Genomic DNA, 22,430 nt, shown 5'->3' on the forward strand with positions numbered 1-22,430 from the left:
CTCACTCGCTTCTGGCCTGCTTGATCAGCTCTTCGCGAAGGTCCTGGCCCTCCGTGGCGTTCCTGAACTCCTCAAGGGCCGCGCGGGCCTTGTCGTCGAGGGTCTGGGGCACCGTGACCTGGACGGTGACCAGCAGGTCGCCCTTCGTGCCGTCCTTGCGGGGGGCCCCACGGCCACGCACCCGGAACGTCCGCCCGTTGGGCGTTCCCTCCGGGATGCGCAGGGTCACCGGCATCCCCCGGAGCGTCGGCACCTTGATCTCGGCGCCGAGCGCGGCCTCGGGGAAGGTGACGGGGACGGTGACGGTCAGGTTCTCCCCGCTGCGCCCGAACACGGGGTGCGGCTTGACGTGGACCAGCACGTAGAGATCCCCGGCCGGGCCGCCGTTCTCACCGGGCGCGCCCTTGCCCTTGATCCTGATGCGCTGGCCGTCGCCGACCCCGGCCGGGATGCGGGCCTGGATCGTACGGGTGCTCTTGCCGCGCCCGCTGCCCTCGCAGACGGGGCAGGGGTCGTCGACCACCAGGCCCCGGCCGCGGCAGTCGCGGCACGGCTCGGAGAAGGCGAAGTTGCCGAGGTTGCGGCTGGCCGCTCCGGTTCCCTCGCAGGTCGGGCAGACCCGTGGCGTGGTGCCCGCCTTCGCCCCCGTGCCGCCGCAGGCGGTGCAGGCGGCGGAACTGGTGAGCCGGAGGGACACGGTGGTGCCGTCGACCGCCTCGCCGAAGGCGAGCGTCACCTCCGACTCGACGTCCTGGCCGCGCCGTGGCCGGGCAGTGGTCGTGCGCGTGCCCGCTCCGCCCCGGTTGAACAACCCCCCGAACAGGTCCCCGATCCGCTCGCTCGACCCCGAGCCGCCGAACAGGTCGCCGAGGTCGAAGTTGAAGCCGCCGCCGGCGCCGCGCGGGCCCCCCGCTCCCGCGAAGCCGCCGACGCCCGACCCGAAGAGCGTGCGCGCCTCGTCGTACTCCTTGCGCCGCTTGACGTCGGAGAGCACGTCGTACGCCTCGGAGACCTCCTTGAACTTCTCCTCGGTCTCCTTGTTCCCCGGGTTGGCGTCGGGGTGGTACTTGCGGGCGAGCTTGCGGTACGCCTTCTTGATCTCTTCGGCGCTCGCGGTCTTGGGCACACCAAGGACGGCGTAGTAGTCCTTTTCCAAGTAGTCCTTGGTGCTCATCTATCGCTTCCTTCGCACGAAAGGGGAGTGAATCGGTGTTCCGCGCAGGCCCCCGTGGCTGTCGTCACGGGCGCCCTCGCGGGTCTCTCCCGATCTTCGCCGATCGGGAGAGACCCCGCGGTCTCAGTTCGCGTCCGGTTCGCCGGACTCGCCGGAGCCGGCCGCCGTCTCCTCCGGCGCCGCGGCATCCTCGCTCGGCTCCGCGACCGCCACGCGGGCGGCCCGCAGGATCCGGTCGTTGATCCGGTAGCCCGGCTGGAGGATCTCGACGCACGTCGGCTCGGTCACCTCCGCCGAGTAGCTGTGCAGCAGGGCCTCGTGCACGGTCGGGTCGAAGGGGTCGCCCTTCACGCCGTACGCGGTCAGGCCCAGCTTGCCGACGGCCGCCTCCAGCGACTCGCTCACCTTCGCGAACCCGCCGGTGAGCTCGCCGTGGTCACGGGCGCGGCCGATGTCGTCGAGCACCGGCAGCAGCTCGGTGAGCACGCTCGCGACGGCCTGTTCCCTGACGGCGATCCGGTCGCGCTCGACCCGCTTGCGGTAGTTGCTGAACTCCGCCTGGAGCCGCTGCAGGTCGGCGGTGCGCTCGGCGAGCAGGTCCGTCGCGGACCCCGAGGCGGGCGCCGCCGCCGTCTGCGTGCCCTGGTCTCCGGGGGCGGCCTCGGGGGCGTCCCCGGCGGCCTCGCGAGCCATGCCGGTCTCCGGGTCGATCTTGCGGTTGTCGCGGATCACCGGCTCCTCCTCGGAACCGCTCTCACGCGGGCTCACTTGTGGCCGCCCTCCCGCTCGTCGTCGACGATCTCGGCCTCGACCACGTCCTCGTCGGCCTTCGCCTGGGCGCCCTCCGCGTCCGCGCCGGCCGGGGCGCCCTCGGCGCCGGCCTGCGACTGGGCGTAGATGGCCGAGCCCATCTTCTGGCTGACCGTGGCGAGCTTCTCGGCGGCGGTGCGGATGGCGGGGATGTCGGTGCCCTCCAGCGCCTTCTTCAGCTCGGCGAGCGAGTCGTTGACCTCCGTCTTCACGTCGGCCGGGACCTTCTCGTCGTTCTCGCGGAGGAACTTCTCCGTCTGGTAGGCCAGCGAGTCCGCGTTGTTGCGGACCTCGGCCTCGTCGCGGCGCCGCTTGTCCTCCTCGGCGTAGGACTCCGCCTCGCGCATCATGCGCTCGATGTCGTCCTTGCCCAGGGCCGAGCCGCCGGTGATGGTCATCGACTGCTCCTTGCCCGTGCCGAGGTCCTTCGCGGACACGTTCACGATGCCGTTGGCGTCGATGTCGAAGGTGACCTCGATCTGCGGGATTCCGCGCGGGGCCGGCGCGATGCCGGTCAGCTCGAAGGTGGCCAGCTTCTTGTTGTACGCCGCGATCTCGCGCTCGCCCTGGTAGACCTGGATCTGCACCGACGGCTGGTTGTCCTCGGCCGTGGTGAAGACCTCCGAGCGCTTGGTCGGGATCGTCGTGTTGCGCTCGATGATCTTGGTGAAGATCCCGCCCTTGGTCTCGATGCCCAGGCTGAGCGGGGTGACGTCGAGCAGCAGGACGTCCTTGACCTCGCCCTTGAGGACACCGGCCTGGAGCGCGGCGCCGATGGCGACGACCTCGTCCGGGTTCACGCCCTTGTTGGGCTCCTTGCCGCCCGTCAGCTCCTTGACCAGCTCGGACACGGCCGGCATGCGGGTGGAGCCGCCGACCAGGACCACGTGGGCGATGTCGGCGATCTTGATGCCCGCGTCCTTGATGACCTGGTGGAAGGGGCCCTTGCATCGCTCGAGCAGGTCGGCGGTGATCCGCTGGAACTCCGCCCGGGTCAGCTTCTCCTCCAGGTGCAGCGGACCCTCGGAGGAGGCGGTGATGTAGGGCAGGTTGATCGTGGTCTCGGTCTGGGCCGACAGCTCGATCTTGGCCTTCTCGGCCGCCTCGCGCAGGCGCTGGAGGGCCATCTTGTCCTTGGCCAGGTCCACGCCGTGCGCGTTCTTGAAACGGGTCACCAGTTCGTCGACGACCCGCTGGTCCCAGTCGTCGCCGCCGAGGTTGTTGTCACCGCTGGTGGCCTTGACCTCGACGAACCCGTGCCCGTCCTCCTGGCCGACGTCGAGCAGGGACACGTCGAAGGTGCCGCCGCCGAGGTCGAAGACCAGGATGGTCTGGTCCTTCTCCTTGTCGAGGCCGTAGGCCAGGGCCGCGGAGGTGGGCTCGTTGATGATGCGCAGCACGTTGAGGCCCGCGATCTGGCCGGCCTCCTTGGTGGCCTGCCGCTGGGCGTCGTTGAAGTACGCCGGAACGGTGATGACCGCGTCGTTGATCTTCTCGCCCAGGTACGCCTCCGCGTCCTGCTTGAGCTTCTGCAGGACGAACGCGCTGATCTGCTGGGGCGTGAACTTCTTGCCGTCGATCTCGATCGACCAGTTCGTGCCCATGTGGCGCTTGACCGAGCGGATGGTCCTGTCGACGTTGGTCACCGCCTGCCGCTTGGCGACCTCGCCGACGAGAACCTCGCCGTTCTTCGCGAACGCGACCACGGACGGCGTGGTCCGCGAGCCCTGAGCGTTCGCGATGACCGTGGGCTCGCCGCCCTCGAGGATCGAGACGACAGAGTTGGTCGTCCCCAGGTCGATACCTACCGCACGTGCCATGAGTACGTCCTTGTAGTCAAAGTTGAGTCGGTCAGACTCAAATACTAGCCCCGCCGAGGGGTCTGTCAAACGTCTTGAGTCTATGGGGCTCAACCCTGGAGCGCGCGGGTTTCATCCCGTCATCACGAACTTGTGTGGACGGTCCTCTCTGCCCCGTCTGGGACGGACATGCCGGGCGGCGGAACGTGATCTATTTCGCCCCGTCCACGACCTTCCGGCCGTCAAGGGGGGCCTTGAGGTGCACCTTCGTGCTCTTCATGATCGCGATCTCGATGCAGACGGCGTCGGGTGAACGCCGGTCCTGCCCCTCGTACAGGGTGACGGTGACCTCGCGCGCGGTCTCGGTCACCTCGACCCGGTCGAGCACGTTGCAGGGCTCCACTCCGGACCACCACACGACGTCGAGGGACCTGCCGTCCCCTGTGGGGGTGGCGCTCTCCCACGGCACCTTGTGCGGGTTCAGCGTGGGGCCGGCGGGCGTCACGCGAGACGGAGTGCCGCTCGGCACGCCGGACGGGCCGACCGGCGAGGCGGGCGCGGACGAGCCGTGATCGGCTCCGGTGCCGGAGGGGGAGGCCTCGGGCTGCTCGGGTGAGGCCGAGGTGGAGGAGGTCCCTCCGCAGGCGACCGCCAGGAACAGGAGGGCCACGAGCCAGAGCTTTCTCATGCCCCTTACACGGCTGTGAAGAGCCTGTGGTTCGACCGGCCGCTCAAGCGTTGACGCGCCCGTGCCGCGGGTCTAATTTCATCACATGATGAATTTATCGGGTCCCGCGATCGCCGTACGGGATCTGCGGGTGGTCCGGGGCGGGGCGGAGGTCCTGCACGGCCTGACCTTCGAGGTGCCCCGAGGGCAGGTCACCGGCCTGCTCGGGCCGAGCGGCTGCGGCAAGACGACGCTCATGCGGGCGGTCGTGGGCGTACAGATCGTGTCCGGCGGCGAGGTGAGCGTGCTCGGCGAACCCGCAGGGAGCGCGGGCCTGCGCCGCAGGATCGGCTACTCGACGCAGAGCCCGGCGGTCTACCGGGACCTGACCGTGCTGGAGAACCTGCGCTACTTCGCCGCCGTGCTCGGCGCGCCGAAGGACGACCCCGAGCGGGTGCTCGCGGAGGTGGGGCTCGCCGGCGCCGCCGGCCGGCTCGCGTCCACCCTCTCGGGCGGTCAGCTGGGCCGTGCGGGGCTCGCCGCGGCCCTGCTCGGCCGTCCGGAACTGCTCGTGCTGGACGAGCCGACGGTCGGGCTCGACCCCGTGCTGCGGCAGGAGCTGTGGACGCTCTTCCACCGACTGGCGGAGGGCGGCACCACGATCCTGGTCTCCAGCCACGTCATGGACGAGGCCGCGCGGTGCGAACGGCTGATCGTGCTGCGTCAGGGGGAGATCCTCGCCGACGACACCCCGGACGCCCTGCGCACGCGCACGCGCACGACCGACCTGGAGGAGGCGTTCCTGCGCCTGATCGAGGAAAGGGCGGCGGCGTGAGCGAGCGCAGCGAGCGAATCGACAGGCACAGCGTCCGGCGCGGTGTTCGCCTGCGCGCCTCCGGCACGACCCCACTCCGCACCGAAGGCGAGGAGGCGGCATGAGTCTCGCGATCACCCTCGCCACGGCCAGGCGGATCATGACCCAGCTCCGCCACGATCGTCGGACGGTCGCGCTCATGGTCCTGGTGCCGACGCTGGTGATGATCCTGCTCTACTACGTGATGGACGACGAGCGCGCGTTCGGCCACTGGGCGCCGATCCTGCTGTGCGTCTTCCCCTTCCTGGTGATGTTCCTCATCACCTCGATCGCGACCCTGCGCGAGCGCACGTCGGGCACGCTGGAGCGCCTCATGGCGATGCCGCTCGGCCGGCTCGACCTCCTCCTCGGCTACGGCCTCGCGTTCGGGCTGGCGGCGTGTGCCCAGGTGGCGCTGGCGCTGGCCGTCTCCCTCACCTGGCTGGGCATGGACCTGCCCGGCCCGCTGTGGCCGCTGGTGCTCGTCGCCCTGCTCAACGCCCTGCTCGGCACCGCGCTCGGCCTGCTGTGCAGCGCGTTCGCCCGTACGGAGTTCCAGGCCGTGCAGTTCATGCCGATCGTGATGATCCCCCAGATCCTGCTCGGCGGAATCCTCGTGCCGCGCGGGCAGATGGCGACCCTGCTGGAGTGGATCTCGGACGTGCTGCCCATGTCGTACGCGATCGAGGCGATGGCGCACGCGGTCGCGGACGCCGACCCGGGCGGCGAGTTCTGGCGCGACGTCGTCGTGGTGGCGGGGTCGGCCGTGCTGGCCCTTCTGCTCGGCGCCGCCACGCTGCGCCGCCGAACCTCCTGACCGAATCCCCTGAGCGCCGCCGCCGCATCAGTGCGTCCGGCGGCGCCAGGCCGAGGGGCTGACGCCGTGGGCACGCTTGAACGCCACACTGAACGCGAACGCGTCCCCGTAGCCGACCTCGCGGGCCACGGCGGCGACGGTGGCATCGGTGTCGCTGAGCAGATCGGCTCCCAGGGTCATCCGCCAGCCGGTGAGGTAGGTGAGCGGGGGCTCGCCCACCATGCTCCTGAAGCGCGCGGCGAAGGCGGCGCGGGACATGCCGGCCCCGGCGGCCAGCTCGGCGACCGTCCACCGATGAGCGGGACGCTCGTGCAGCAGGCGCAGCGCCTCGCCGATGACGGGATCGGCCAGCGCCCGGTGCCAGGAGGGGACCGAAGCCCCCGGTCCGGCGCACCAGGCCCGCAACGCCAGCACGAGCACGAGGTCGAGCAGCCGGTGGAGGACGGCGTCCTGGCCGGGTTCGTCGCGGGCGACCTCGGCGGCGAGCAGATCCAGGGCCGCCCGGGTGCGCGGCCCGGCCGGCACGACCGCCAACGCCGGCAGCATGCCCAGCAGCCGGACGCCGGCCTCGCCGCGCAGTTCGCAGGCGCCCCTGAGCATGATCGTGGCCCCGGGCAGGCCGTCGCCGTAGGTGCGCGGGCCGAGACTCCGCTGCACCCCGACCATCGCCCTGGCCATCACCCCGGCCGCCGCCCCGGCCGCCGCCACGCCGTCGCCGATGAGGAGTTTCCTGCTCCCGTGGATCACGGCCTGCGGCGGGGTGGACGGATCGTCGGCGATCGTGTGCGGATGGGCGCCGCCGATGAGGGCGATGTCACCCGGGGCCAGGCGCACCGGCGCGACGCCGGCGTCGTCGAGCCGGACCGACGCGTGGCCGCCGAGCGCGGCCACGACCGTGAGAGGAGGGGCGCCGGTGAAGGCCAGCGCCCACGGCGGACGCTGAATCAACTGCCTGACCAGCGCGTTCCTGGCATGAGCCCGATGGAGCAGATCGCTCAGCACGTCCATGCCGTCACGCTAGACGCTCACAAATGAATGAGGGACGTTCTCCCATGGATTGTCTTGGCTACCCCCGGTTTCCTTGAGGCATGGAGAAGATCCTCGTTCTCGGCGGCACCGGCAAGACCGGTCGCCGCGTCGTCCGGCGCCTGAAGGCCGCCGGTACGCAGGCCCGTACGGCATCCCGCACCGGAGAGGACGTCCTGTTCGATTGGGGCAGGCCGGAGACCTGGGCGCCCGCGCTCGACGGGGCCGCCGCCGTCTACATCGTCGAGCCCGACCTGCGGCCGGGCCTGGACCGCCGGGCGCGCGTCCCCGCTCTCGTCGCCGAGGCGGTGGCCGCGGGCGCGCGGCGGCTGGTCCTGCTGTCCGCCCACGGCGTGGGCGAGGCCGGTGACGACCACCCGCTGAAGTCCGCGGAGCAGGCCGTGCGCGACTCGGGCGTCGGCTGGACCATCCTGCGGCCCGACTGGTTCTCGCAGAACTTCAGCGAGGCCTTCTGGCGGCAGGGGATCGTCTCCGGGGCCCTGGCCCTGCCCACCGGCGACGGGCGCACCCCGTTCGTCGACGCCGAGGACATCGCCGAGGTCGCCGCGGCGGCGCTGACCGAGGAGCGCCACAGCGGCCGGATCCATTACCTGACCGGCCCGCGGGCCATCGCCTTCGGAGAGGCGGCCGAGCTCATCGGCAGGGCCACGGGACGCACGGTCCGGCACGTCGACGTGGACCCCGAGGCCTTCGTGGAACGCCAGGTCGCGAACGGCGTCCCGTCCGACGCCGCGCGGCTGCTCACCGGTCTCCTCGTGGACATCCGCGACGGGCGGGGCGCCGAGCCCTGCGACGGCGTGGAACGCGCCCTCGGCCGGCCGCCCCGGCGGTTCGAGGACTACGTCGCCGAGACCGCCGCCGCGGGCCACTGGAACTGACCCTGTCGGCCAGGCCGCGGCGCAGCGCATTCGGCTCCGTTCCGCGGGGTCGGTAAGCTGCGGGGAGATCCCGGCGAAGCCCAGAAGAGGTGCAGGAATGATCGCGATTCTCGGCACAGGAAAGATGGGCGAGGCCCTGCTCTCCGGGCTGGTACGCGCCGGTCTGCGGCCGGAAGAGATCGTGGCGACGGCCCGCAGGCCCGAGCGGGCCGAGGCGCTGCGCGAGCGGTACGGCGTGCGCGTCGCGGGCAACGCCGAGGCCGCCAAGCTCGCCGACACGCTGATCCTCGCGGTGAAGCCGCAGGACATGAGCGCGCTGCTGACCGAGATCTCCCCGCACGTGGCCGCCGACCGGCTGGTGATCTCGGTGGCCGCCGGCATCACGACCGCGTTCGTGGAGGCGAGGCTCGGGGACGGCGTGGCGGTCGTCCGCGTCATGTCCAACACGCCCGTCCTGGTGGACGAGGCCATGAGCGTCATCTCGGCAGGGGCGCACGCCTCGGAGGAGCATCTGAAGCGCACCGAGGAACTGCTCAGCCCGGTGGGCAAGGTGCTGCGCATCCCCGAGTCGCAGCAGGACGCCGCCACCGCGCTGTCCGGCAGCGGCCCGGCGTACTTCTTCTACCTGGTCGAGGCCATGGTCGACGCCGGGATCCTGCTGGGCATGCCGCGCGCCGCGGCCCTCGACATGGTCACCCAATCGATCGTGGGCGCCGCGATCATGCTGCGCGACTCCGGGGAGCACCCGGTGATCCTGCGCGAGGCGGTGACCTCACCGGGAGGCACCACGATCTCCGCCATCGCCGAGCTGGAGCGCCACAAAGTGCGGGCCGCGTTCCTCGACGCGATCGAGGCGGCCTGCGAGCGCAGCCGCCGTCTCGCCGGCGGCTGACGGAAGGCGCTCGCCCCGGTTCGGGGACGGCTGCCCCGGTTGCCGCACTTTGCCCTGTGCCGACCGGGGTTCCCGAGACGGGAGATGACCACCGCTTTACGATTGGCGGGTGACGTGTCGTCGCGGGGTCGTCCCGCTTCTCGCCGTCCTGCTCGCCGCCGGATGCACGTCCTCGGAACCCCAGAAGCCCCCGGTGGCCCTGGTGACGAGAACCACCGTCAGCGAGGTCGTCGAGGCCCCTGCGACGGTGGGCGCGCGTGCGACCGCCACCCTGACCGCTCCCGCGTCCGGCACGGTCACCCGCCTGTACGTCCAGGACGGCGACACGGTGAAGAAGGGCCAGATCCTCGCCAGGATCGGCTCTCCGCAGGCCAGGCAGCAGCTTTCCGCCGCGCGCGAGGCCGACCGGCAGGCCGCCCGCCCGGTCTCCTTTGGAGGCGCGGGCGGCGCTCCGGTGAGCGTACGGCTGCCGCGCCCGCGGCTGCCGGGCTCGCTCGACGCGCACGTCGCCCGGTCGTTCGCCGAGGCCAGGAAGGCGGCCAGGTCGATCGGCGACCGCGCGGCCAGAACCCGGCTGCTGGCCGCCATCGACGCCGCCGAGAAGCGCCAGCGGGCCCAGCGGCGGGCGCTCGGCGAGGTGCTCGACGGACTGGCCCGCTCGCTCGACAAGACGCTGTCACAGATGAGCGGCCAGGTGAGCGCGGGGATGAGCGGGCTGAGCGCGTCCATGGCATCCCTGCGGGCCGCGTCGAGGTCGCAGACCAGGGCGGCCGTGCGCGCGGCCGAGCAGACCGTGGACGCCCTGGTCGTCAGGGCGCCGTTCGGCGGCGTGGTCACGCTCGGCGGCGCGTCCTCCGCCGTGGGCGGGGCCGGTCTCGGCGCGCTGGTCTCGCAGCTGCCGGCCGGCCTGGCGAGCCAGGCGGGAGCCGCGGCCGCCGCCCCCGCCGGCCGTTCCGGCGGGACGATCGCCACCGGAGTCCCGGTCGCCGCCGGGGACCCGATCGTCACGGTGACCGACGTGTCGGTGCTCACGTTGTCGGCCGACGTGGACGAGACCGACGTGCTGCTGGTGCGCAGGGGCACGCCGGCCGAGGTCGAGTTCGACGCGGTGACCGGCGCGACGTACACCGGCAGCGTGACGGGCGTGGGGGTCACCCCCAAGGAGGGCGCGACCGGCGGGGTCAGCTATCCCGTACGGCTGCGCCTGGGCCGCGGCGCCTACGACGACGGCGGCGCGGCCCCCGCGCCCAAGCCGGGGATGAGCGCCGTGGTGCGGCTGGCCGTACGCCGCTCGGAGAACGCCACGGCCGTGCCCGCGTCGGCGATCGTGACGAGCGGCAGGGAGACGATCGTGTGGGCGGTGCGTGGCGGCAGAGCCGAGCGGCGGGCCGTCCGGCTGGGCGCGCAGGGCGACGCGGTCGTGGAGATCCTCAGCGGGGTGTCCCCCGGTGAGCGGGTGGTCGTCAAGGGCGCCGACGCCGTACGCCCCGGCCAGTCGCTGTCGTGAGCCACGACGAGCGTGCCGACGGGCCGGTGACATCGGCGACACCCGCGACACCGGCGACGCCTGCGACGCCGGGGGCGACCGGCACATCCGTCCCGGCGTTCGAGGCGATCGGCCTCACCCGCTCCTACCGGCTGGACGGCGGAGTGCTGGTCGACGCGCTGCGCGGGGTGAGCCTGCGCATCGGGCAGGGGGAGTTCGCGGCGATCGTGGGCCCGTCCGGCTCGGGCAAGTCCACGCTCATGCACCTGCTCGGCTGCCTCGACCGGCCGACCTCAGGCACGCTGCGGGTGAACGGCGTGGACGTGGCGACGCTCGACGACGCCCGGCTGGCCGATCTGCGCAACCGCACGATCGGCTTCGTGTTCCAGTCCTTCCACCTGCTGGCCCGCACGTCCGCGCTCGACAACGTGGCGCTGCCGCTGGTCTATCGGGGCGTGTCCCGCGCCGGGCGCAGGGAGCGGGCCAGGGCGGCGCTGGAGGCGGTCGGGCTCGGCCACCGGCTCACGCACCGGCCGTCGCAGATGTCCGGCGGCGAGCAGCAGCGGGTGGCGATCGCCCGGGCCCTGGTGGGCGATCCCCGGGTGCTGCTGGCCGACGAGCCGACGGGCAACCTCGACACCCGCAACGGCGAGGAGGTGATGGGCCTGCTCGAACGGCTCAACGAGGGCGGCGTGGCCGTCGTCCTCGTCACCCACGACGCCGGCGTCGCGGCCCGGGCCCGCCGTCAGATTCACGTACGCGACGGCCGGATCGAGCGCGACACATGAGGACGGCGTCATGAGGACGGCCGAGGCGCTGCGCATGGCGGTGGAGGCGCTGCGGGTCAACCGGCTGCGCAGCATGCTGACCATGCTCGGCGTGATCATCGGCGTGCTCTCGGTCGTGATCCTCGTCGCCATCGGCACCGGAGCCAAGAACGCCGTCGAGAAGGAGATCGCGGGGCTCGGCAGCAACATCATCCTCGTGGTCCCGGGACAGGTGGGGCTGGGCGCGGCTCCCACCCAGAGCCGCCTCGACCTGTCGGACGTCGCATACGTGCGCCGCGTGGTCGGCGATCCGTCGAAGGTGACGGTCGCGGTGAACTCCGGCGAGCCGGTGCGGGTGGGCCGCGTGGAGGTGTTCGCCACGCTCACCGGGACCGACGAGAACATGCCCCACGTCTTCGACCGGCCGCTGCGCCGGGGCCGCTATCTCACCGAGACCGACGTGGACACGCGGCGGCGCGTGGTGATCCTCGGCTCGGAGGTCGCGGCCAAGCTGTTCGGGGACGTCGATCCGATCGGCCGCCAGGTCACGATCGCCGGGGTGCGGTTCCGCGTGATCGGCGTCTACGAGACCGTCGGATCCACGTTCGGGGTGGCGCGGGACCAGGAGGTGCATCTGCCGGTCACGACCGCCCAGCGGCTGATCGGGCTGCCGAGGATCAACGGCATCGCCGTCGGCGCCTCCGGCCCTGACGAGATCGAACCGCTGCGGCAGCGGGTCGTGGCCGCCCTGGCCGCCCGCTATCCGGGCGAGACGTTCTCGGCCGTCACCCAGACCCAGCTCCTCGGCACGATCGGCACGGTCCTCGGCATGCTCACCGGCGTGCTGGCCGCCATCGCGGGGATCTCCCTGCTGGTCGGCGGCGTCGGGGTGTCCAACATCATGCTGGTCGGCGTCAGGGAGCGCACCAGGGAGATCGGCCTGCGCAAGGCGCTCGGCGCGCGCGGCCGTGACATCCTCGGCCAGTTCCTGATCGAGGCCGTGCTGCTGACCACGATCGGCGGGGTGATCGGCATCCTGACCGGGGTCGGCGGTGCGCTGCTGATCCAGGCGGTCTCGCCGGTGCCCGCGTCGATCACCTGGTGGTCGATCGTGCTCGCCTTCGGGGTCTCCGCGGCCGTCGGCGTCTTCTTCGGCGTCGCCCCCGCCCGGCGGGCGGCCAGGCTCGATCCCGTCGTCGCGCTGCGTACGGACTGATCGGGGCGCGGACTGATCGGGGCATGGACTGATCGCGCGGGTGACGCCCGCGTGATCGGCGACGACTGCCCGAGCGACGGCGTCCGGGGGCCGGTGCGATAGCGTCACGGCATGAGTCAGGCGGTGCGGGTCGTCTGGGACGACGCTCTGGTTTCTTACGACTTCGGGCCCGGCCATCCGCTCGCGCCCGTACGCGTGGAGCTCACCATGGCGCTCGCCCGCGACCTGGGCGTGCTCGACGGCGCCGAGATGACCGGGTGCGTCCCCGCCACCGAGGACGAGATCGCCCTGGTGCACAACCGGGACTACATCGAGGCGGTCAAGAACGTCTCCAAGGACGGCCGCCCCGACCTGCGCTACGGGCTCGGCACCGAGGACAATCCCGCCTTCAGGGGCGTCCACGAGGCGTCCGCCCTGGTCACCGGTGCCTCGCTGGCCGCCGCCAGGGCGGTGTGGACGGGTGAGGCCGAGCACGCGGTCAACGTCGCGGGCGGTCTGCACCACGCCATGCCCGGCGCCGCCAGCGGCTTCTGCGTCTACAACGACCCGGCGGTCGCCATCGCGTGGCTGCTGTCGCAGGGCGCGACGAGGATCGCGTACGTGGACGTGGACGTGCACCACGGCGACGGCGTGCAGGCGGCGTTCTACGACGATCCGAGGGTGCTCACGATCAGCCTGCACGAGAACCCGCGCACGCTGTTTCCCGGCACCGGCTTCCCGCAGGAGACCGGCGCGGACGGCACCGCGGTGAACGTGGCGCTGCCGGCCGGATGCGGCGACACCGGGTGGCTGCGCGCCTTCCACGCGGTGGTCCCGCCGCTGCTGCGCGCCTTCGCGCCGCAGATCCTGGTCACCCAGCAGGGCTGCGACAGCCACGCCCTCGACCCGCTGGCCCATCTCATGCTGAGCCTGGACGGGCAGCGCACGGCGTACGCCGCGCTGCACCGGCTGGCCCACGAGACCGCCGGCGGCCGCTGGATCGCGATGGGCGGCGGGGGATACGAGCTCGTCCAGGTCGTGCCGCGGGCGTGGACGCATCTGATGGCCGAGGCACTGGGGCGCCCCGTCGAGCCGTCGACCGCCACACCGGCGACGTGGCGGACGTACGTGCGGGAGCGCACCGGGGAGATACCACCCCTGACCATGACAGACGGGCGTCACCCGCAATGGCGCGACATTTCGGAAGGGTACGATCCAGCCGACGCCGTCGACCGGGCCGTCATCGCGACGAGGAAGGCGGTGTTCCCCTTCCACGGCCTGGACCCCATGCCCTGAGAAGTACGGAATCTTGCCGAGCCGAGGAGCGCTGTACCTGTCGTGACCGCACCACCCTCCAGAACGCCCTCCCGAGCCGAACTGCGCGAGCACCTCGTCAGGACCGCCATCGCGGGTGACGTGGCGACCAGCCGCGAGAACAACCTCGATCACTACCGGTCGCTCGCGCTGCGCGACCCGCACTACCTCTTCGGGCTCACCTTCGAGGGCGAGTGGTCCTACCCCGACGTGCTGGCGCTCATGTCCGAAAAGGTGGGGGTGACCGCCGACCCCGGCCATCGCGAGGGCGCCGACACCATCGACCCCGAGCGGACCATCGACGCCGTGGAGGAGATGGGCGAGCGGATCGCCAAGGTGCTGCGGCGCGCTGCGCCCCGGATCGTGCTCGCCACCGGGCATCCGACCGGTCTGCTCACCGTCCACCTCGCGCTGGCGCGGTTCCTCGCGGAGAACGGGGCGACCCTGCTCTTCCCGGCCGAGGGGTGGACGTACGTCGGCGGCCTCGGCCGCCGCAGGCAGATCCGCTACCTCGACGGCGTGGCGATGCTGGAGGACCGGGGCACCTTCGTGCACACGCACGAGGCGGCGCCGATGGAGGCGATGCTCGCCGAGGAGCGGCCCGACTTCGTGATCGCCGATCACGGCTGGGCGGGGGCCGCGGGCGAGGCCGGGGTCGAGACCGTGGGCTTCGCCGACAGCAACGACCCCGCGCTGTTCGTGGGCGAGGCCGAGGGCAAGATCGCCGTCACCGTTCCCCTGGATGACAATGTGCTTCCGCGCTTCTACGCTCCGTTGACGGCGTACCTGCTCGCCCGGGTCGCCCGCAGCCTCTGACTCCCCTTCCGGACCTCCCAAACCGGGCATTTCGCGCCCGCTTTTGCGCCTCTGTGTCGGCCGTTTGCCAACTTTTTCGTGTGCCTGGGCGACTCTAATGTGAGAGAAGTTGGTCCGTTCCAAGATTGAGGCGAGGGGCACGACCCGGCTGCTGCCAGCGACTTTCCCGACTCTGAGGGCACACGACTCCGTTGATTGACGGAATGAGGGGTTTGCCTACTCGGAGTCCGGACTTACGCTGACGGCAGTACACGTGCGTGAGCAATGGCACCAGTGGGGATAACCCGGAAACACGTGCGGAAGAGGCGTCCGATGGGTGCAGGCGAAAGACCTCTCAGCGAGGTGAAGTTCTTGACGGTGGCCGAGGTGGCGACCGTCATGCGGGTGTCCAAGATGACCGTGTACCGGCTCGTGCACTCCGGAGAGTTACCGGCCATCCGTGTCGGCCGGTCCTTCAGAGTGCCAGAGCAGGCGGTCCACGACTACTTGCGAGACGCGTTCATCGAAGCAGGGTGAACCGCGCAGGCGACCACGCTTGACGGCGGCGTGGCCGACTCCCGGTCGACGCGGGGTCCCCCGGGGGAGCGATCTACCACGGATCGCCGGTAGTCTGTTGAGCCGGTGTGCGCTCGCGCGCCGGTTAGACAGTCACACCTTCACCTGGGGGTCCCGTGGGCTCTGTGATCAAGAAGCGCCGCAAGCGTATGGCCAAGAAGAAGCACCGCAAGCTGCTGAAGAAGACCCGCATCCAGCGGCGTAACAAGAAGTAGCCGAGACGGAGCGCGCACCGGTCCTCAGGGGCCGGGCGACCGTGAACACGCACACCCCCGGCGAGGCGTCGATGACTCGTACTGTGCTGGTCACCGGTGTCTCCGGTCACATCGGCGCTCGTGTGGCGCTCGCGCTCGCGGCCGACCCGGAGATCGACCGGGTCATCGGCGTGGACACGGCGCCGCCGCCATCCCCTGCCGGGGAGGACGGCGCGGTGCTCGGCCGCACCGAGTTCGTCCGGGTCGCGTTGCGCAGTCCCGACCTTGTCAAGGTCATCAGGGACGCCGACGTCGACACCGTCGTGCACCTCAGCCTGGTCAGCGGCCCCGGTGGCAGCGGCCGGGCGAGCGGATCGGGCGGCGGCCGGCCGGCCATGAAGGAGCACAACGTCATCGGGACGATGCAGCTGCTCGCGGCCTGCCAGCGCTCCGCCACGGTGCGCCGGGTGGTCGTGCGGTCCACCACGGCCGTGTACGGCTCCTCGCCGCACGCTCCCGCCGTGTTCACGGAGGACACCGAGCCCGTCGAGGTGTCGCACTCCGGGTACGCCAGGGACGCCACCGAGGTCGAGACGTACGTGCGGGGCTTCGCCCGGCGCAGGCCCGACGTGACGACGACGACGCTGCGGTTCGCCACTCTCATGGGGCCGGGCGTCGACTCGCCGCTGACCGGCTACTTCTCGCAGCCGGTACTGCCCACCGTGCTCGGCTTCGATCCCCGGCTGCAGTTCGTGCACGAGGACGACGCCGTCGAGGTGCTGTGCCGTACGGCGCGGGCCGACCACCCGGGCGTGTTCAACGTCGCGGGCGACGGCGTCCTGCTGCTGTCGCAGTGCGCGCGGCGCACCGGCCGGCCGGTGATCCCTATGCCGTCCCCCGCCTTCCGCTTCGTCAGCGGGCTCGCCCGGGGCGCGCGGCTGGTGGACTTCTCGCCCGAGCAGCTCGCGCTCATGAGCCACGGACGGGCGGTGGACACCACCAGGCTCGCCGCCGAGCTCGGCTGGCGGCCGAAATACAGCACGGCCGCGGCCTTTGACGACTTCCTCAGATCGCGCGGCGGCCCCGGTGACCTGCCTCGTGCCCTGGTCGACTGGCTGGCCGACTTCGTCCGGCCGATCTCGTGACGGGACGTTGATGGACGATTTCCAGGGCCGGCGCACGGACGTCAGCACGAACGAGAGCAGGGACGGGAGCGCGGCCGACGATCGGTTCGCCGAGCTGTTCGCGTTCCTGCGGCGCAGGATCACCGGCGATTACGAGGTCGACGAGTTCGGCTTCGATCCCGAGCTCAACGAGAAGGTGCTGCTGGAGGCGCTGCGCCCGCTCTACCGGCGCTGGTTCAGGGCCGAGGCCCTCGGGCTCGGCAACGTGCCGGCCGACAGCGGCGCGCTGATCGTGGCCAACCACTCCGGCACGCTGCCCGTGGACGCGTTGATGCTGCAGGTGGCGGTGCACGACGAGCTGAGCAGGCCGCTGCGCCTGCTCGGGGCGCACCTGGTCTATCAGCTTCCCGTGCTCGGGCACCTGGCCCGCAAGTCCGGGCACACGCTCGCCTGTCCCGAGGACGCCGACCGGCTGCTGCGCAAGGGCGAGGTCGTCGGCGTCTTCCCCGAGGGGTTCAAGGGCATCGGCAAGCCGTTCTCCGAGCGTTACCGGCTCCAGCGGTTCGGCCGGGGCGGGTTCGTCGCGTCGGCAATTAGGGCCGGCGTGCCGATCGTCCCGTGCGCCATCGTGGGGGCGGAGGAGATCTACCCCAAGGTCGGCGACCTTCCCGCGCTCGCCCGGCTGCTCGGCCTGCCCTACCTGCCGATCACGCCGCTGTTCCCCTGGCTCGGGCCGCTCGGTCTGCTTCCGCTGCCGTCCAAGTGGCTGATCGAGTTCGGCGAGCCGATCAGGACCGACGAGTACGCCCCGGAGGAGGCCGACGACCCCATGCTGGTCTTCGACCTGACCGACCACATCAGGGAGACCATGCAACGGCAGCTCGACGCGCTGCGGCTGCGCCGGGGCCCCGCGTTTCCCCCGATCGCGATGTGACGTCGCCCTGCGGGAAACGTGTAGGGCATCGGGTCCCCCGTACGGATCCCCGGCGCCGGGCACATGATCGGTTTCGAACGTCCAGGACTGGTGAACCGCGAGCTGGCCGCCCTGATCGAGCGGGCCGCGCCGGACCTCACGCCGGGCCGGTCGAAGGGCCGGTCCGCCGCCTGAGCGCCGTCGCGGCGCGTGCCGGGCGGATTCCGGCCGGCGCGGCCGCGGGAGTGAGGTGCCCGGCCGCCTTGAGCGCGCTCAGAGCGCGGAGCAGCGGTGTCTTAGAGCGCGGAGCGGTGGTGTCTTAGAGGGCGGAGCGGTAGTGGCGGCGCAGGGCGATGCCCGCGGCGACGCCGCCCGCGATGGCTCCCGCGGTCGCGGCGATCGGCAGACCGATCATCGTCGCCTTCCTGCCCGTGCGGAAGTCGCGGACCTCCCAGCCGTTCTCCCTGGCGTGCTCGCGCAGCTCGCTGTCGGGGTTGATGGCGTGCGGGTGCCCGACGAGGGAGAGCATCGGCAGGTCGTTGGCAGAGTCGCTGTAGGCCGAGCAGCGGGCCAGGTCGAGGCCCTCGCGGCGGGCCAGCGCGCGGATGGCCTCGGCCTTGGCCGGGCCGTGCAGCAGGTCGCCGACGAGCCTTCCGGTGTAGGCGCCGTCCGCGGTCTCGGCGACCGTGCCGAGCGCGCCGGTGAGCCCGAGCCGCTGCGCGATGACCCGGGCCAGCTCGACCGGCGTGGCGGTGACCAGCCACACCCGCTGCCCGGCGTCCAGGTGCGCCTGGGCCAGCGCGCGGGTGCCCTGCCACACGCGGTCGGCCATCACGTCGTCGTAGATCTCCTCGCCCAGGCGGACGACCTCGTCCACCTTCAGCCCGGCGACGAAGGCGAGGGCCATCTCCTTGGCCTTGGCGATGTGCTCGGGGTTCTCGTTGCCCCGCACGCGAAACCACGCCTGCCCGAGCGCGAACTTCATGAGGTCACGGCTGGTGAACAGGCCGCGCGACGCCAGTCCCCGGGCGAAGTGGTAGATCGAGGCGCCACGCATCATGGTGTTGTCGACGTCGAAGAACGCCGCCGCCGTGAGGTCGGGGACGACCTCGGGGACGGACACCGCCGCGGCGGCCGCCACCTCGCCGGCGATCTCCGCCTCTTCCCGCCGTCGCAATAGCCGCCTCATGACTCATCAGCTTAACCGCCGCAGAGTGCACGGAACGGGAGCGGGACATGACGTGTCAACGTCCGGAACCCGTGAACGAATCGATATAAATTAGGTATTGGTTAACCTTGTCGCGATTTTCCCCGTCGAGCTTCGGCAGCAACGGCTCCACGAGATTGCGCTGCTCACGGGCGAACTCGCGCGCCTTGCCGTCGGCGCGTCCCTGCCGGACCACCCGGCTCAGCGCGGCCCTGGTGGTCGTCTCCATGTCGTCGAGCGTCTGCCCGATGAGCCGGCGGCGCTCCGGGGTCGCCGCGTTCACCAGCGACGCGGTCTCGGAGGCGCGCTGCCGCGCCGCGACCATCTGCCGCTGCGCCCGTTCCTCGTCGTCGTGCGCGAGACGGAGCACCGTCGACTCCGCCATCCTCTTCAGCGGATACAGCACCTCGCCGGGCACCGCGTAGTGGGTGCGCACACCGGTCCCGAACATCACCGCCAGCAGCACGCAGAACACCAGCAGGGGGCGCAGCCGTACGAGCAGGGACCAGCGGGACCGGGGCCGCGGGGGTGTGGCGGCGGGCGCCGCGTGCTTTCCCGCCGCCTGCCTGCCCGCCGCGCGCTCGGCGGCGTGGGCCCGCATCAGGTCGGCCCGCAGCCTCTCGCGGAACTCCGGTCTCGGGCGGCCGCCCAGCAGGGAGCGGAGACCGGCCACGCGTGCGACGACCCCGCGGGTGCGGGCCGGCGACCGGCCGCGCAGCAGGAAACGGCGACCGGCGCCGTCGCGGGAACGGGCCGACGACCGGCCGCCCCCGCGGCGCGAGCGTCGCCACCAGCCCATCACCGCTCCCGCCATCCCCCGCTTGACGCCCAGCGGAGCCGCTCGCGGGGCTGGGAAGCGTTCGTCACCTTCCGGCCTGCCCGCGAAGTCCACCTGAAGATCCGACCTGCCACATGCCCAACGATGGGGTATGGGTAATGGTTACGGGGGGTGTCAACCGAGATCGTCGGGGAGTTCCCGGGCGAGCGCCCTGATCGCCCGGAACTGGAGCGCCTTGATCGCCCCGGACTTCTTGCCCATGATCATCGCGGTCTCCGCGAGCGACATCCCGTGCAGGAAACGAAGGATCACGCATTCCTGCTGCTCCGGGCCGAGTTGCTTGATCGCCTGCATCACGCGCTCGTTGACCATGTTCGTGACGACCGCGTTCTCGGGGATGTGCGGGCCGTCCAGAGGCGTGTCGAGTATCTCCGCGGTGGTCACCTCGAGGCGGTTGCGGCCCGACTTGTAGTGATCGGTGACGAGGTTGCGGGCGATCGTGACGAGCCAGGCGCCGAAGTCGCGACCCTGCCAGGTGAACTCGGCCATGCCCCGCAGTGCCCGCAGGAACGTCTCGCTCGTCAGGTCCTCGGCGAGCGCGTGGCTGCCGACCCGGAAGTAGACGTACCGGTAGACCAGATCCAGGTAGTGGTCGTAGAGCGCGCCGAACGCCTCGCTGTCGCCGGTCTTGGCGCGCAGCACGAGGCTCCGCATCTCGTCGTGCTCGCGCTCGCGATCGGAGAGATCGGCGGAACGCGCGGGTTGCGCTGCTCCTGCTGCTACCGGAGGGGAAAGCCCGGCCAACGGCCACGTGTTCGGCATCCGTGATCCCATGGGGGAAGGGGAGTCGGCGTGCTCGAACACTCTAGAAATCAACGGGGGATTACACAATCCGTTCGGGTGGAGGAATCCGCTTCAGGAGTGCGTACGCGGCGAGTGACATTCCCGGACAGGGTGACCGGCTACCGGTGACAAGCCGATGTCCGGCAGCATGGGTGCCACCATGGAAGTCCTCGTCGCTCTCCTCGCGTTCGCCGGCGCCCTGCTCGCCGGCATCACCACCGGCGTCCTCGTCGGGCGTCTCCGTGACGAGCCGGCCGGTTGGCTGATCGCGTGGAGCATCGCCACAGGCACGCTGGCGTTGTCGCTCGGCGCCGTCGCCGTCGGCCATCTCACCGGATTCGGGCCCGTGACGTTCCGGGCCTACCAGATCACCGGCTCGCTGCTGGCGCCGCTCTGGCTGACGATCGGAGTCATCCAGCTCCTCGCGGAGAAGGGCGGCGCCCGCTTCGCCGGCTGGCTCCTCGGCGCCGCGCTCACGGTCGTGGGCACGGTGATCATGGTGCTCGACCCCGTCGTCACCGCCGGCTTCGGCAAGTCGCTGCCCGACGGGCCGGCCCACTGGGACCTCTGGCCGGAGTGGCTGCTGCGGGGCGTCCACGGCCTGGTGGTCTTCATCCTCCTGCTCTGCCTCGCCATGGCGGTGATGGCCTGGCGGGACGGAGACGAGTACGACGTCGACAACATGAACGCAACGGTCGTGCTCGCCCCGGCGGGAATGGCGATCTCGGGTGTGCTCGAGTTCGGGCTTCCCGGGCTGGTCGTCGTCGCGGTGCTGGCCGCCTCCGCCGGAGGCGTCTGGTACGTCGTGGCCCGGCCGCTCGCGCCGTACGACGACGAGGGCGAGGACGACGAGGCCCCGGAGGAGGAGTGGCAGGGGCGGCGCGGCGGCCGGGCCGACAGCGCCCTGCGGGCCGAGACCCGCGTGCCCTCCGCGCCCTCGGGGCCGCCCGTGCCGCCGCGCGGGGCTCCTGGAGGCCGCTCCGCCGGAGCCGGTGCGGTGCCGTCCGGTATGCCGGGAGCCGGAGGTGCGGGAGCCGGGGGGCCGGGAGCGCCGCGCCGTTCGGGGCTCGGCGACCTGGTGGCCGAATACCGGGCGGGGGAGCAGAACGAGGTCGACTACGCCGCCCGCATGCGGCCCTCCGACGGTCCGCTGTCCCCCGACGACTTCGGCGGGCCCGCGACCGGCCAGCTTCTCGCCGCGGACCAGTACGGCCAGCCCCGCCGGCCCGAATACGGCATGCCCGCGGCGGCTCCGGCCGAGCCCGACCGGGCCATGCCCGCCACGGGGGCCCTCTATCCCGGGGCGGAGGTCCCCGATCCGGCCGACCTCGCCGCGAGCTTCGGCGTCGGGTTCGGCGGCAGGTCCCGTCCGGCCATGAGCCGCCAGGACGGCGGGCAGGGGCCGCAGCAGGCGGGCCGGCCCGCCGGTCAGGGCGGCTCGGTGAAGCCGGCCCCCGGCATCTACGGCCTGCTGACCGTCTTCACGCTGCTCGACGGCTCGGGCGAGGCGTTCGACACGCTGGCGGAGGAGACGGTGGAGGCGGTCCAGCGCAACGAGCCGGACACGCTGCTGTTCGTCTGCCACGCGGTCAAGTCGGCCCCGCTCCAGCGCATCGTCTACGAGCTCTACCGGGACGAGGTCGGCTACGGCGAGCACCAGCGGCAGCCGCACATGGAGCGGTTCGCGACCGAGCGGGTGAAGTACGTGCTGGCGGCCAACGTCATCGAGCTCAGCGTCAACGCCGCCAAGGTGGTTCCCCTCCCCGCCCGCCGGATCCTCTAGGTCCGGGCAGGCCGGAGAGGTCCAGGCAGGCCGGTTCAGGGTGGCCGCACGCCGCACCCACGCCGCACCCACGCCGGCCGCGGTCTCACCGCAGCAGGGCCTCCCGGAGGCGGTTCTCGTTGACCCGCCAGTAGTCGTGCTGCACGCCGTCGATCAGGACGACCGGGATCATCTCCCAGTATTCGGCCTGGTCCTCCGGCGAGGCGGTGATGTCGCGTTCGTCCCAGGGGACGCCCAGCTCGGCGGCCACGCGCTCGACCACGGCGCGGGCGTCGTCGCACAGGTGGCAGCCGGGCTTGCCGAGCAGCGTGATCCGGTGGTCTTGAGGAGCCATGCCCTCGATTATCACGATCCCCCCGGCCCGGAATGGAGACCGCCGCCCCCTCCTGGGACCCTTGTGATGAGGGAAACCGCGCACGATCGACTTTGTGCATTGCTTCACAAAGGCACTAACCTGGTACTCATCCGTCGCATCCGCTATGCGGCCGGGGGCGCAACCGGCCGTCCGTCCCCCTGGA

At 71.7% G+C, this 22,430-nt stretch carries 23 protein-coding genes; 14 read left to right on the forward strand and 9 right to left on the reverse strand.

Annotation, left to right across the window (positions count from 1 at the left end; genetic code table 11):
- Window position 1: 1 nt before the first annotated feature.
- The 4 genes from dnaJ to ACIBK1_RS05390 all read right to left on the reverse strand — a co-directional run bounded on the left by dnaJ (window position 2) and on the right by ACIBK1_RS05390 (window position 4,471).
- On the reverse strand, window positions 2–1,174 hold the full coding sequence (dnaJ, locus tag ACIBK1_RS05375; protein ID WP_076440022.1) for a molecular chaperone DnaJ: 1,173 nt from the start codon (window positions 1,172–1,174) through the stop codon (window positions 2–4).
- Between the two features lie 123 nt (window positions 1,175–1,297).
- Window positions 1,298–1,906 (reverse strand): nucleotide exchange factor GrpE, encoded by a 609-nt coding sequence (gene grpE / locus ACIBK1_RS05380; RefSeq protein ID WP_396732481.1) that lies wholly within the window; start codon window positions 1,904–1,906, stop codon window positions 1,298–1,300.
- Between the two features lie 32 nt (window positions 1,907–1,938).
- On the reverse strand, window positions 1,939–3,804 hold the full coding sequence (gene dnaK, locus ACIBK1_RS05385; RefSeq protein ID WP_030506813.1) for a molecular chaperone DnaK: 1,866 nt from the start codon (window positions 3,802–3,804) through the stop codon (window positions 1,939–1,941).
- Window positions 3,805–3,994: 190 nt separating this feature from the next.
- Entirely contained in the window at window positions 3,995–4,471 is a 477-nt protein-coding gene (locus tag ACIBK1_RS05390; protein WP_396732485.1) for a hypothetical protein, read from the reverse strand.
- An 85-nt stretch (window positions 4,472–4,556) separates the two neighbouring features.
- On the opposite strand from ACIBK1_RS05390, the gene ACIBK1_RS05395 reads away from it, so the two are divergent.
- Both ACIBK1_RS05395 and ACIBK1_RS05400 read left to right on the forward strand, forming a co-directional pair.
- Complete coding sequence (locus tag ACIBK1_RS05395; protein ID WP_197042513.1) at window positions 4,557–5,285, forward strand: ABC transporter ATP-binding protein; 729 nt, start codon at window positions 4,557–4,559, stop codon at window positions 5,283–5,285.
- 100 nt (window positions 5,286–5,385) lie between these two features.
- On the forward strand, window positions 5,386–6,120 hold the full coding sequence (locus ACIBK1_RS05400; protein ID WP_030506816.1) for an ABC transporter permease: 735 nt from the start codon (window positions 5,386–5,388) through the stop codon (window positions 6,118–6,120).
- A 27-nt stretch (window positions 6,121–6,147) separates the two neighbouring features.
- Here the strand turns inward: ACIBK1_RS05400 and ACIBK1_RS05405 are convergent, their stop codons facing one another.
- Window positions 6,148–7,128 (reverse strand): AraC family transcriptional regulator, encoded by a 981-nt coding sequence (locus ACIBK1_RS05405; protein WP_396732489.1) that lies wholly within the window; start codon window positions 7,126–7,128, stop codon window positions 6,148–6,150.
- Between the two features lie 80 nt (window positions 7,129–7,208).
- Between ACIBK1_RS05405 and ACIBK1_RS05410 the strand changes: the two genes are divergently transcribed.
- From ACIBK1_RS05410 to ACIBK1_RS05460, 11 genes are all read left to right on the forward strand, one after another.
- Window positions 7,209–8,045 (forward strand): NAD(P)H-binding protein, encoded by an 837-nt coding sequence (locus ACIBK1_RS05410; RefSeq protein ID WP_396732492.1) that lies wholly within the window; start codon window positions 7,209–7,211, stop codon window positions 8,043–8,045.
- A 97-nt stretch (window positions 8,046–8,142) separates the two neighbouring features.
- On the forward strand, window positions 8,143–8,937 hold the full coding sequence (gene proC, locus ACIBK1_RS05415; RefSeq protein WP_030506819.1) for a pyrroline-5-carboxylate reductase: 795 nt from the start codon (window positions 8,143–8,145) through the stop codon (window positions 8,935–8,937).
- A gap of 109 nt (window positions 8,938–9,046) precedes the next feature.
- The gene (locus ACIBK1_RS05420; protein ID WP_036405547.1) at window positions 9,047–10,444 is read left to right on the forward strand and encodes an efflux RND transporter periplasmic adaptor subunit; all 1,398 of its coding nucleotides are present in this window, start codon (window positions 9,047–9,049) and stop codon (window positions 10,442–10,444) included.
- Window positions 10,441–11,211 carry an ABC transporter ATP-binding protein gene (locus ACIBK1_RS05425; RefSeq protein ID WP_396732497.1) on the forward strand — a complete coding sequence of 257 codons (771 nt, stop codon included), beginning with the start codon at window positions 10,441–10,443 and terminating at the stop codon, window positions 11,209–11,211. The genes ACIBK1_RS05420 and ACIBK1_RS05425 overlap by 4 nt, the downstream gene beginning before the upstream one ends.
- A 10-nt stretch (window positions 11,212–11,221) precedes the next feature.
- Window positions 11,222–12,406 (forward strand): ABC transporter permease, encoded by a 1,185-nt coding sequence (locus tag ACIBK1_RS05430; RefSeq protein WP_030506822.1) that lies wholly within the window; start codon window positions 11,222–11,224, stop codon window positions 12,404–12,406.
- A 111-nt stretch (window positions 12,407–12,517) separates the two neighbouring features.
- Window positions 12,518–13,681, forward strand: a complete 1,164-nt coding sequence (locus tag ACIBK1_RS05435; RefSeq protein ID WP_030506823.1) for an acetoin utilization protein AcuC — start codon at window positions 12,518–12,520, stop codon at window positions 13,679–13,681.
- A gap of 42 nt (window positions 13,682–13,723) precedes the next feature.
- A complete protein-coding gene (locus tag ACIBK1_RS05440; RefSeq protein ID WP_357315956.1) occupies window positions 13,724–14,515 on the forward strand; it encodes a phosphatase in 792 nt (263 codons plus the stop codon).
- Window positions 14,516–14,827: 312 nt separating this feature from the next.
- On the forward strand, window positions 14,828–15,031 hold the full coding sequence (locus ACIBK1_RS05445) for a helix-turn-helix domain-containing protein (RefSeq protein WP_030456159.1): 204 nt from the start codon (window positions 14,828–14,830) through the stop codon (window positions 15,029–15,031).
- Window positions 15,032–15,186: 155 nt separating this feature from the next.
- Window positions 15,187–15,285: a 30S ribosomal protein bS22 gene (locus ACIBK1_RS05450; RefSeq protein ID WP_018654693.1), complete on the forward strand. Its 99-nt coding sequence runs from the start codon at window positions 15,187–15,189 to the stop codon at window positions 15,283–15,285.
- Between the two features lie 71 nt (window positions 15,286–15,356).
- Window positions 15,357–16,409, forward strand: a complete 1,053-nt coding sequence (locus tag ACIBK1_RS05455) for an NAD-dependent epimerase/dehydratase family protein (RefSeq protein ID WP_030506825.1) — start codon at window positions 15,357–15,359, stop codon at window positions 16,407–16,409.
- A gap of 10 nt (window positions 16,410–16,419) precedes the next feature.
- Window positions 16,420–17,322: a lysophospholipid acyltransferase family protein gene (locus ACIBK1_RS05460; RefSeq protein WP_396732502.1), complete on the forward strand. Its 903-nt coding sequence runs from the start codon at window positions 16,420–16,422 to the stop codon at window positions 17,320–17,322.
- Between the two features lie 298 nt (window positions 17,323–17,620).
- Here the strand turns inward: ACIBK1_RS05460 and ACIBK1_RS05465 are convergent, their stop codons facing one another.
- The 3 genes from ACIBK1_RS05465 to ACIBK1_RS05475 all read right to left on the reverse strand — a co-directional run bounded on the left by ACIBK1_RS05465 (window position 17,621) and on the right by ACIBK1_RS05475 (window position 20,000).
- Window positions 17,621–18,490, reverse strand: coding sequence for an HAD family hydrolase (locus tag ACIBK1_RS05465; RefSeq protein ID WP_076440002.1), 870 nt, complete (start codon window positions 18,488–18,490; stop codon window positions 17,621–17,623).
- A 55-nt stretch (window positions 18,491–18,545) separates the two neighbouring features.
- Entirely contained in the window at window positions 18,546–19,307 is a 762-nt protein-coding gene (locus ACIBK1_RS05470) for a DUF5667 domain-containing protein (protein WP_030506828.1), read from the reverse strand.
- Between the two features lie 153 nt (window positions 19,308–19,460).
- The gene (locus ACIBK1_RS05475) at window positions 19,461–20,000 is read right to left on the reverse strand and encodes a sigma-70 family RNA polymerase sigma factor (protein WP_231513791.1); all 540 of its coding nucleotides are present in this window, start codon (window positions 19,998–20,000) and stop codon (window positions 19,461–19,463) included.
- Window positions 20,001–20,289: 289 nt separating this feature from the next.
- On the opposite strand from ACIBK1_RS05475, the gene ACIBK1_RS05480 reads away from it, so the two are divergent.
- Window positions 20,290–21,912 (forward strand): hypothetical protein, encoded by a 1,623-nt coding sequence (locus ACIBK1_RS05480; protein WP_363524130.1) that lies wholly within the window; start codon window positions 20,290–20,292, stop codon window positions 21,910–21,912.
- 85 nt (window positions 21,913–21,997) lie between these two features.
- Here the strand turns inward: ACIBK1_RS05480 and ACIBK1_RS05485 are convergent, their stop codons facing one another.
- The gene (locus ACIBK1_RS05485) at window positions 21,998–22,246 is read right to left on the reverse strand and encodes a glutaredoxin family protein (protein ID WP_030506831.1); all 249 of its coding nucleotides are present in this window, start codon (window positions 22,244–22,246) and stop codon (window positions 21,998–22,000) included.
- Window positions 22,247–22,430: the final 184 nt, after the last annotated feature.

The sequence above is a fragment of the Microbispora rosea genome, assembly GCF_044460045.1.
In the GTDB taxonomy this organism is placed as follows: domain Bacteria; phylum Actinomycetota; class Actinomycetes; order Streptosporangiales; family Streptosporangiaceae; genus Microbispora; species Microbispora rosea.

Excerpts from the sequence above, each read along its gene's own strand:
- dnaJ (WP_076440022.1), bottom strand. The coding sequence starts at position 1,174 with ATGAGCACCAAGGACTACTTGGAAAAGGACTACTACGCCGTCCTTGGT.
- ACIBK1_RS05410 (WP_396732492.1), top strand. The coding sequence starts at position 7,209 with ATGGAGAAGATCCTCGTTCTCGGCGGCACCGGCAAGACCGGTCGCCGC.
- ACIBK1_RS05435 (WP_030506823.1), top strand. The coding sequence starts at position 12,518 with ATGAGTCAGGCGGTGCGGGTCGTCTGGGACGACGCTCTGGTTTCTTAC.
- ACIBK1_RS05455 (WP_030506825.1), top strand. The coding sequence starts at position 15,357 with ATGACTCGTACTGTGCTGGTCACCGGTGTCTCCGGTCACATCGGCGCT.
- ACIBK1_RS05390 (WP_396732485.1), bottom strand. The coding sequence starts at position 4,471 with ATGAGAAAGCTCTGGCTCGTGGCCCTCCTGTTCCTGGCGGTCGCCTGC.
- dnaK (WP_030506813.1), bottom strand. The coding sequence starts at position 3,804 with ATGGCACGTGCGGTAGGTATCGACCTGGGGACGACCAACTCTGTCGTC.
- ACIBK1_RS05445 (WP_030456159.1), top strand. The coding sequence starts at position 14,828 with ATGGGTGCAGGCGAAAGACCTCTCAGCGAGGTGAAGTTCTTGACGGTG.
- ACIBK1_RS05430 (WP_030506822.1), top strand. The coding sequence starts at position 11,222 with ATGAGGACGGCCGAGGCGCTGCGCATGGCGGTGGAGGCGCTGCGGGTC.
- ACIBK1_RS05475 (WP_231513791.1), bottom strand. The coding sequence starts at position 20,000 with ATGCGGAGCCTCGTGCTGCGCGCCAAGACCGGCGACAGCGAGGCGTTC.
- ACIBK1_RS05405 (WP_396732489.1), bottom strand. The coding sequence starts at position 7,128 with ATGGACGTGCTGAGCGATCTGCTCCATCGGGCTCATGCCAGGAACGCG.
- ACIBK1_RS05470 (WP_030506828.1), bottom strand. The coding sequence starts at position 19,307 with ATGGGCTGGTGGCGACGCTCGCGCCGCGGGGGCGGCCGGTCGTCGGCC.
- ACIBK1_RS05465 (WP_076440002.1), bottom strand. The coding sequence starts at position 18,490 with ATGAGGCGGCTATTGCGACGGCGGGAAGAGGCGGAGATCGCCGGCGAG.
- ACIBK1_RS05400 (WP_030506816.1), top strand. The coding sequence starts at position 5,386 with ATGAGTCTCGCGATCACCCTCGCCACGGCCAGGCGGATCATGACCCAG.
- ACIBK1_RS05485 (WP_030506831.1), bottom strand. The coding sequence starts at position 22,246 with ATGGCTCCTCAAGACCACCGGATCACGCTGCTCGGCAAGCCCGGCTGC.
- ACIBK1_RS05460 (WP_396732502.1), top strand. The coding sequence starts at position 16,420 with ATGGACGATTTCCAGGGCCGGCGCACGGACGTCAGCACGAACGAGAGC.
- ACIBK1_RS05395 (WP_197042513.1), top strand. The coding sequence starts at position 4,557 with ATGATGAATTTATCGGGTCCCGCGATCGCCGTACGGGATCTGCGGGTG.
- proC (WP_030506819.1), top strand. The coding sequence starts at position 8,143 with ATGATCGCGATTCTCGGCACAGGAAAGATGGGCGAGGCCCTGCTCTCC.
- ACIBK1_RS05480 (WP_363524130.1), top strand. The coding sequence starts at position 20,290 with ATGGAAGTCCTCGTCGCTCTCCTCGCGTTCGCCGGCGCCCTGCTCGCC.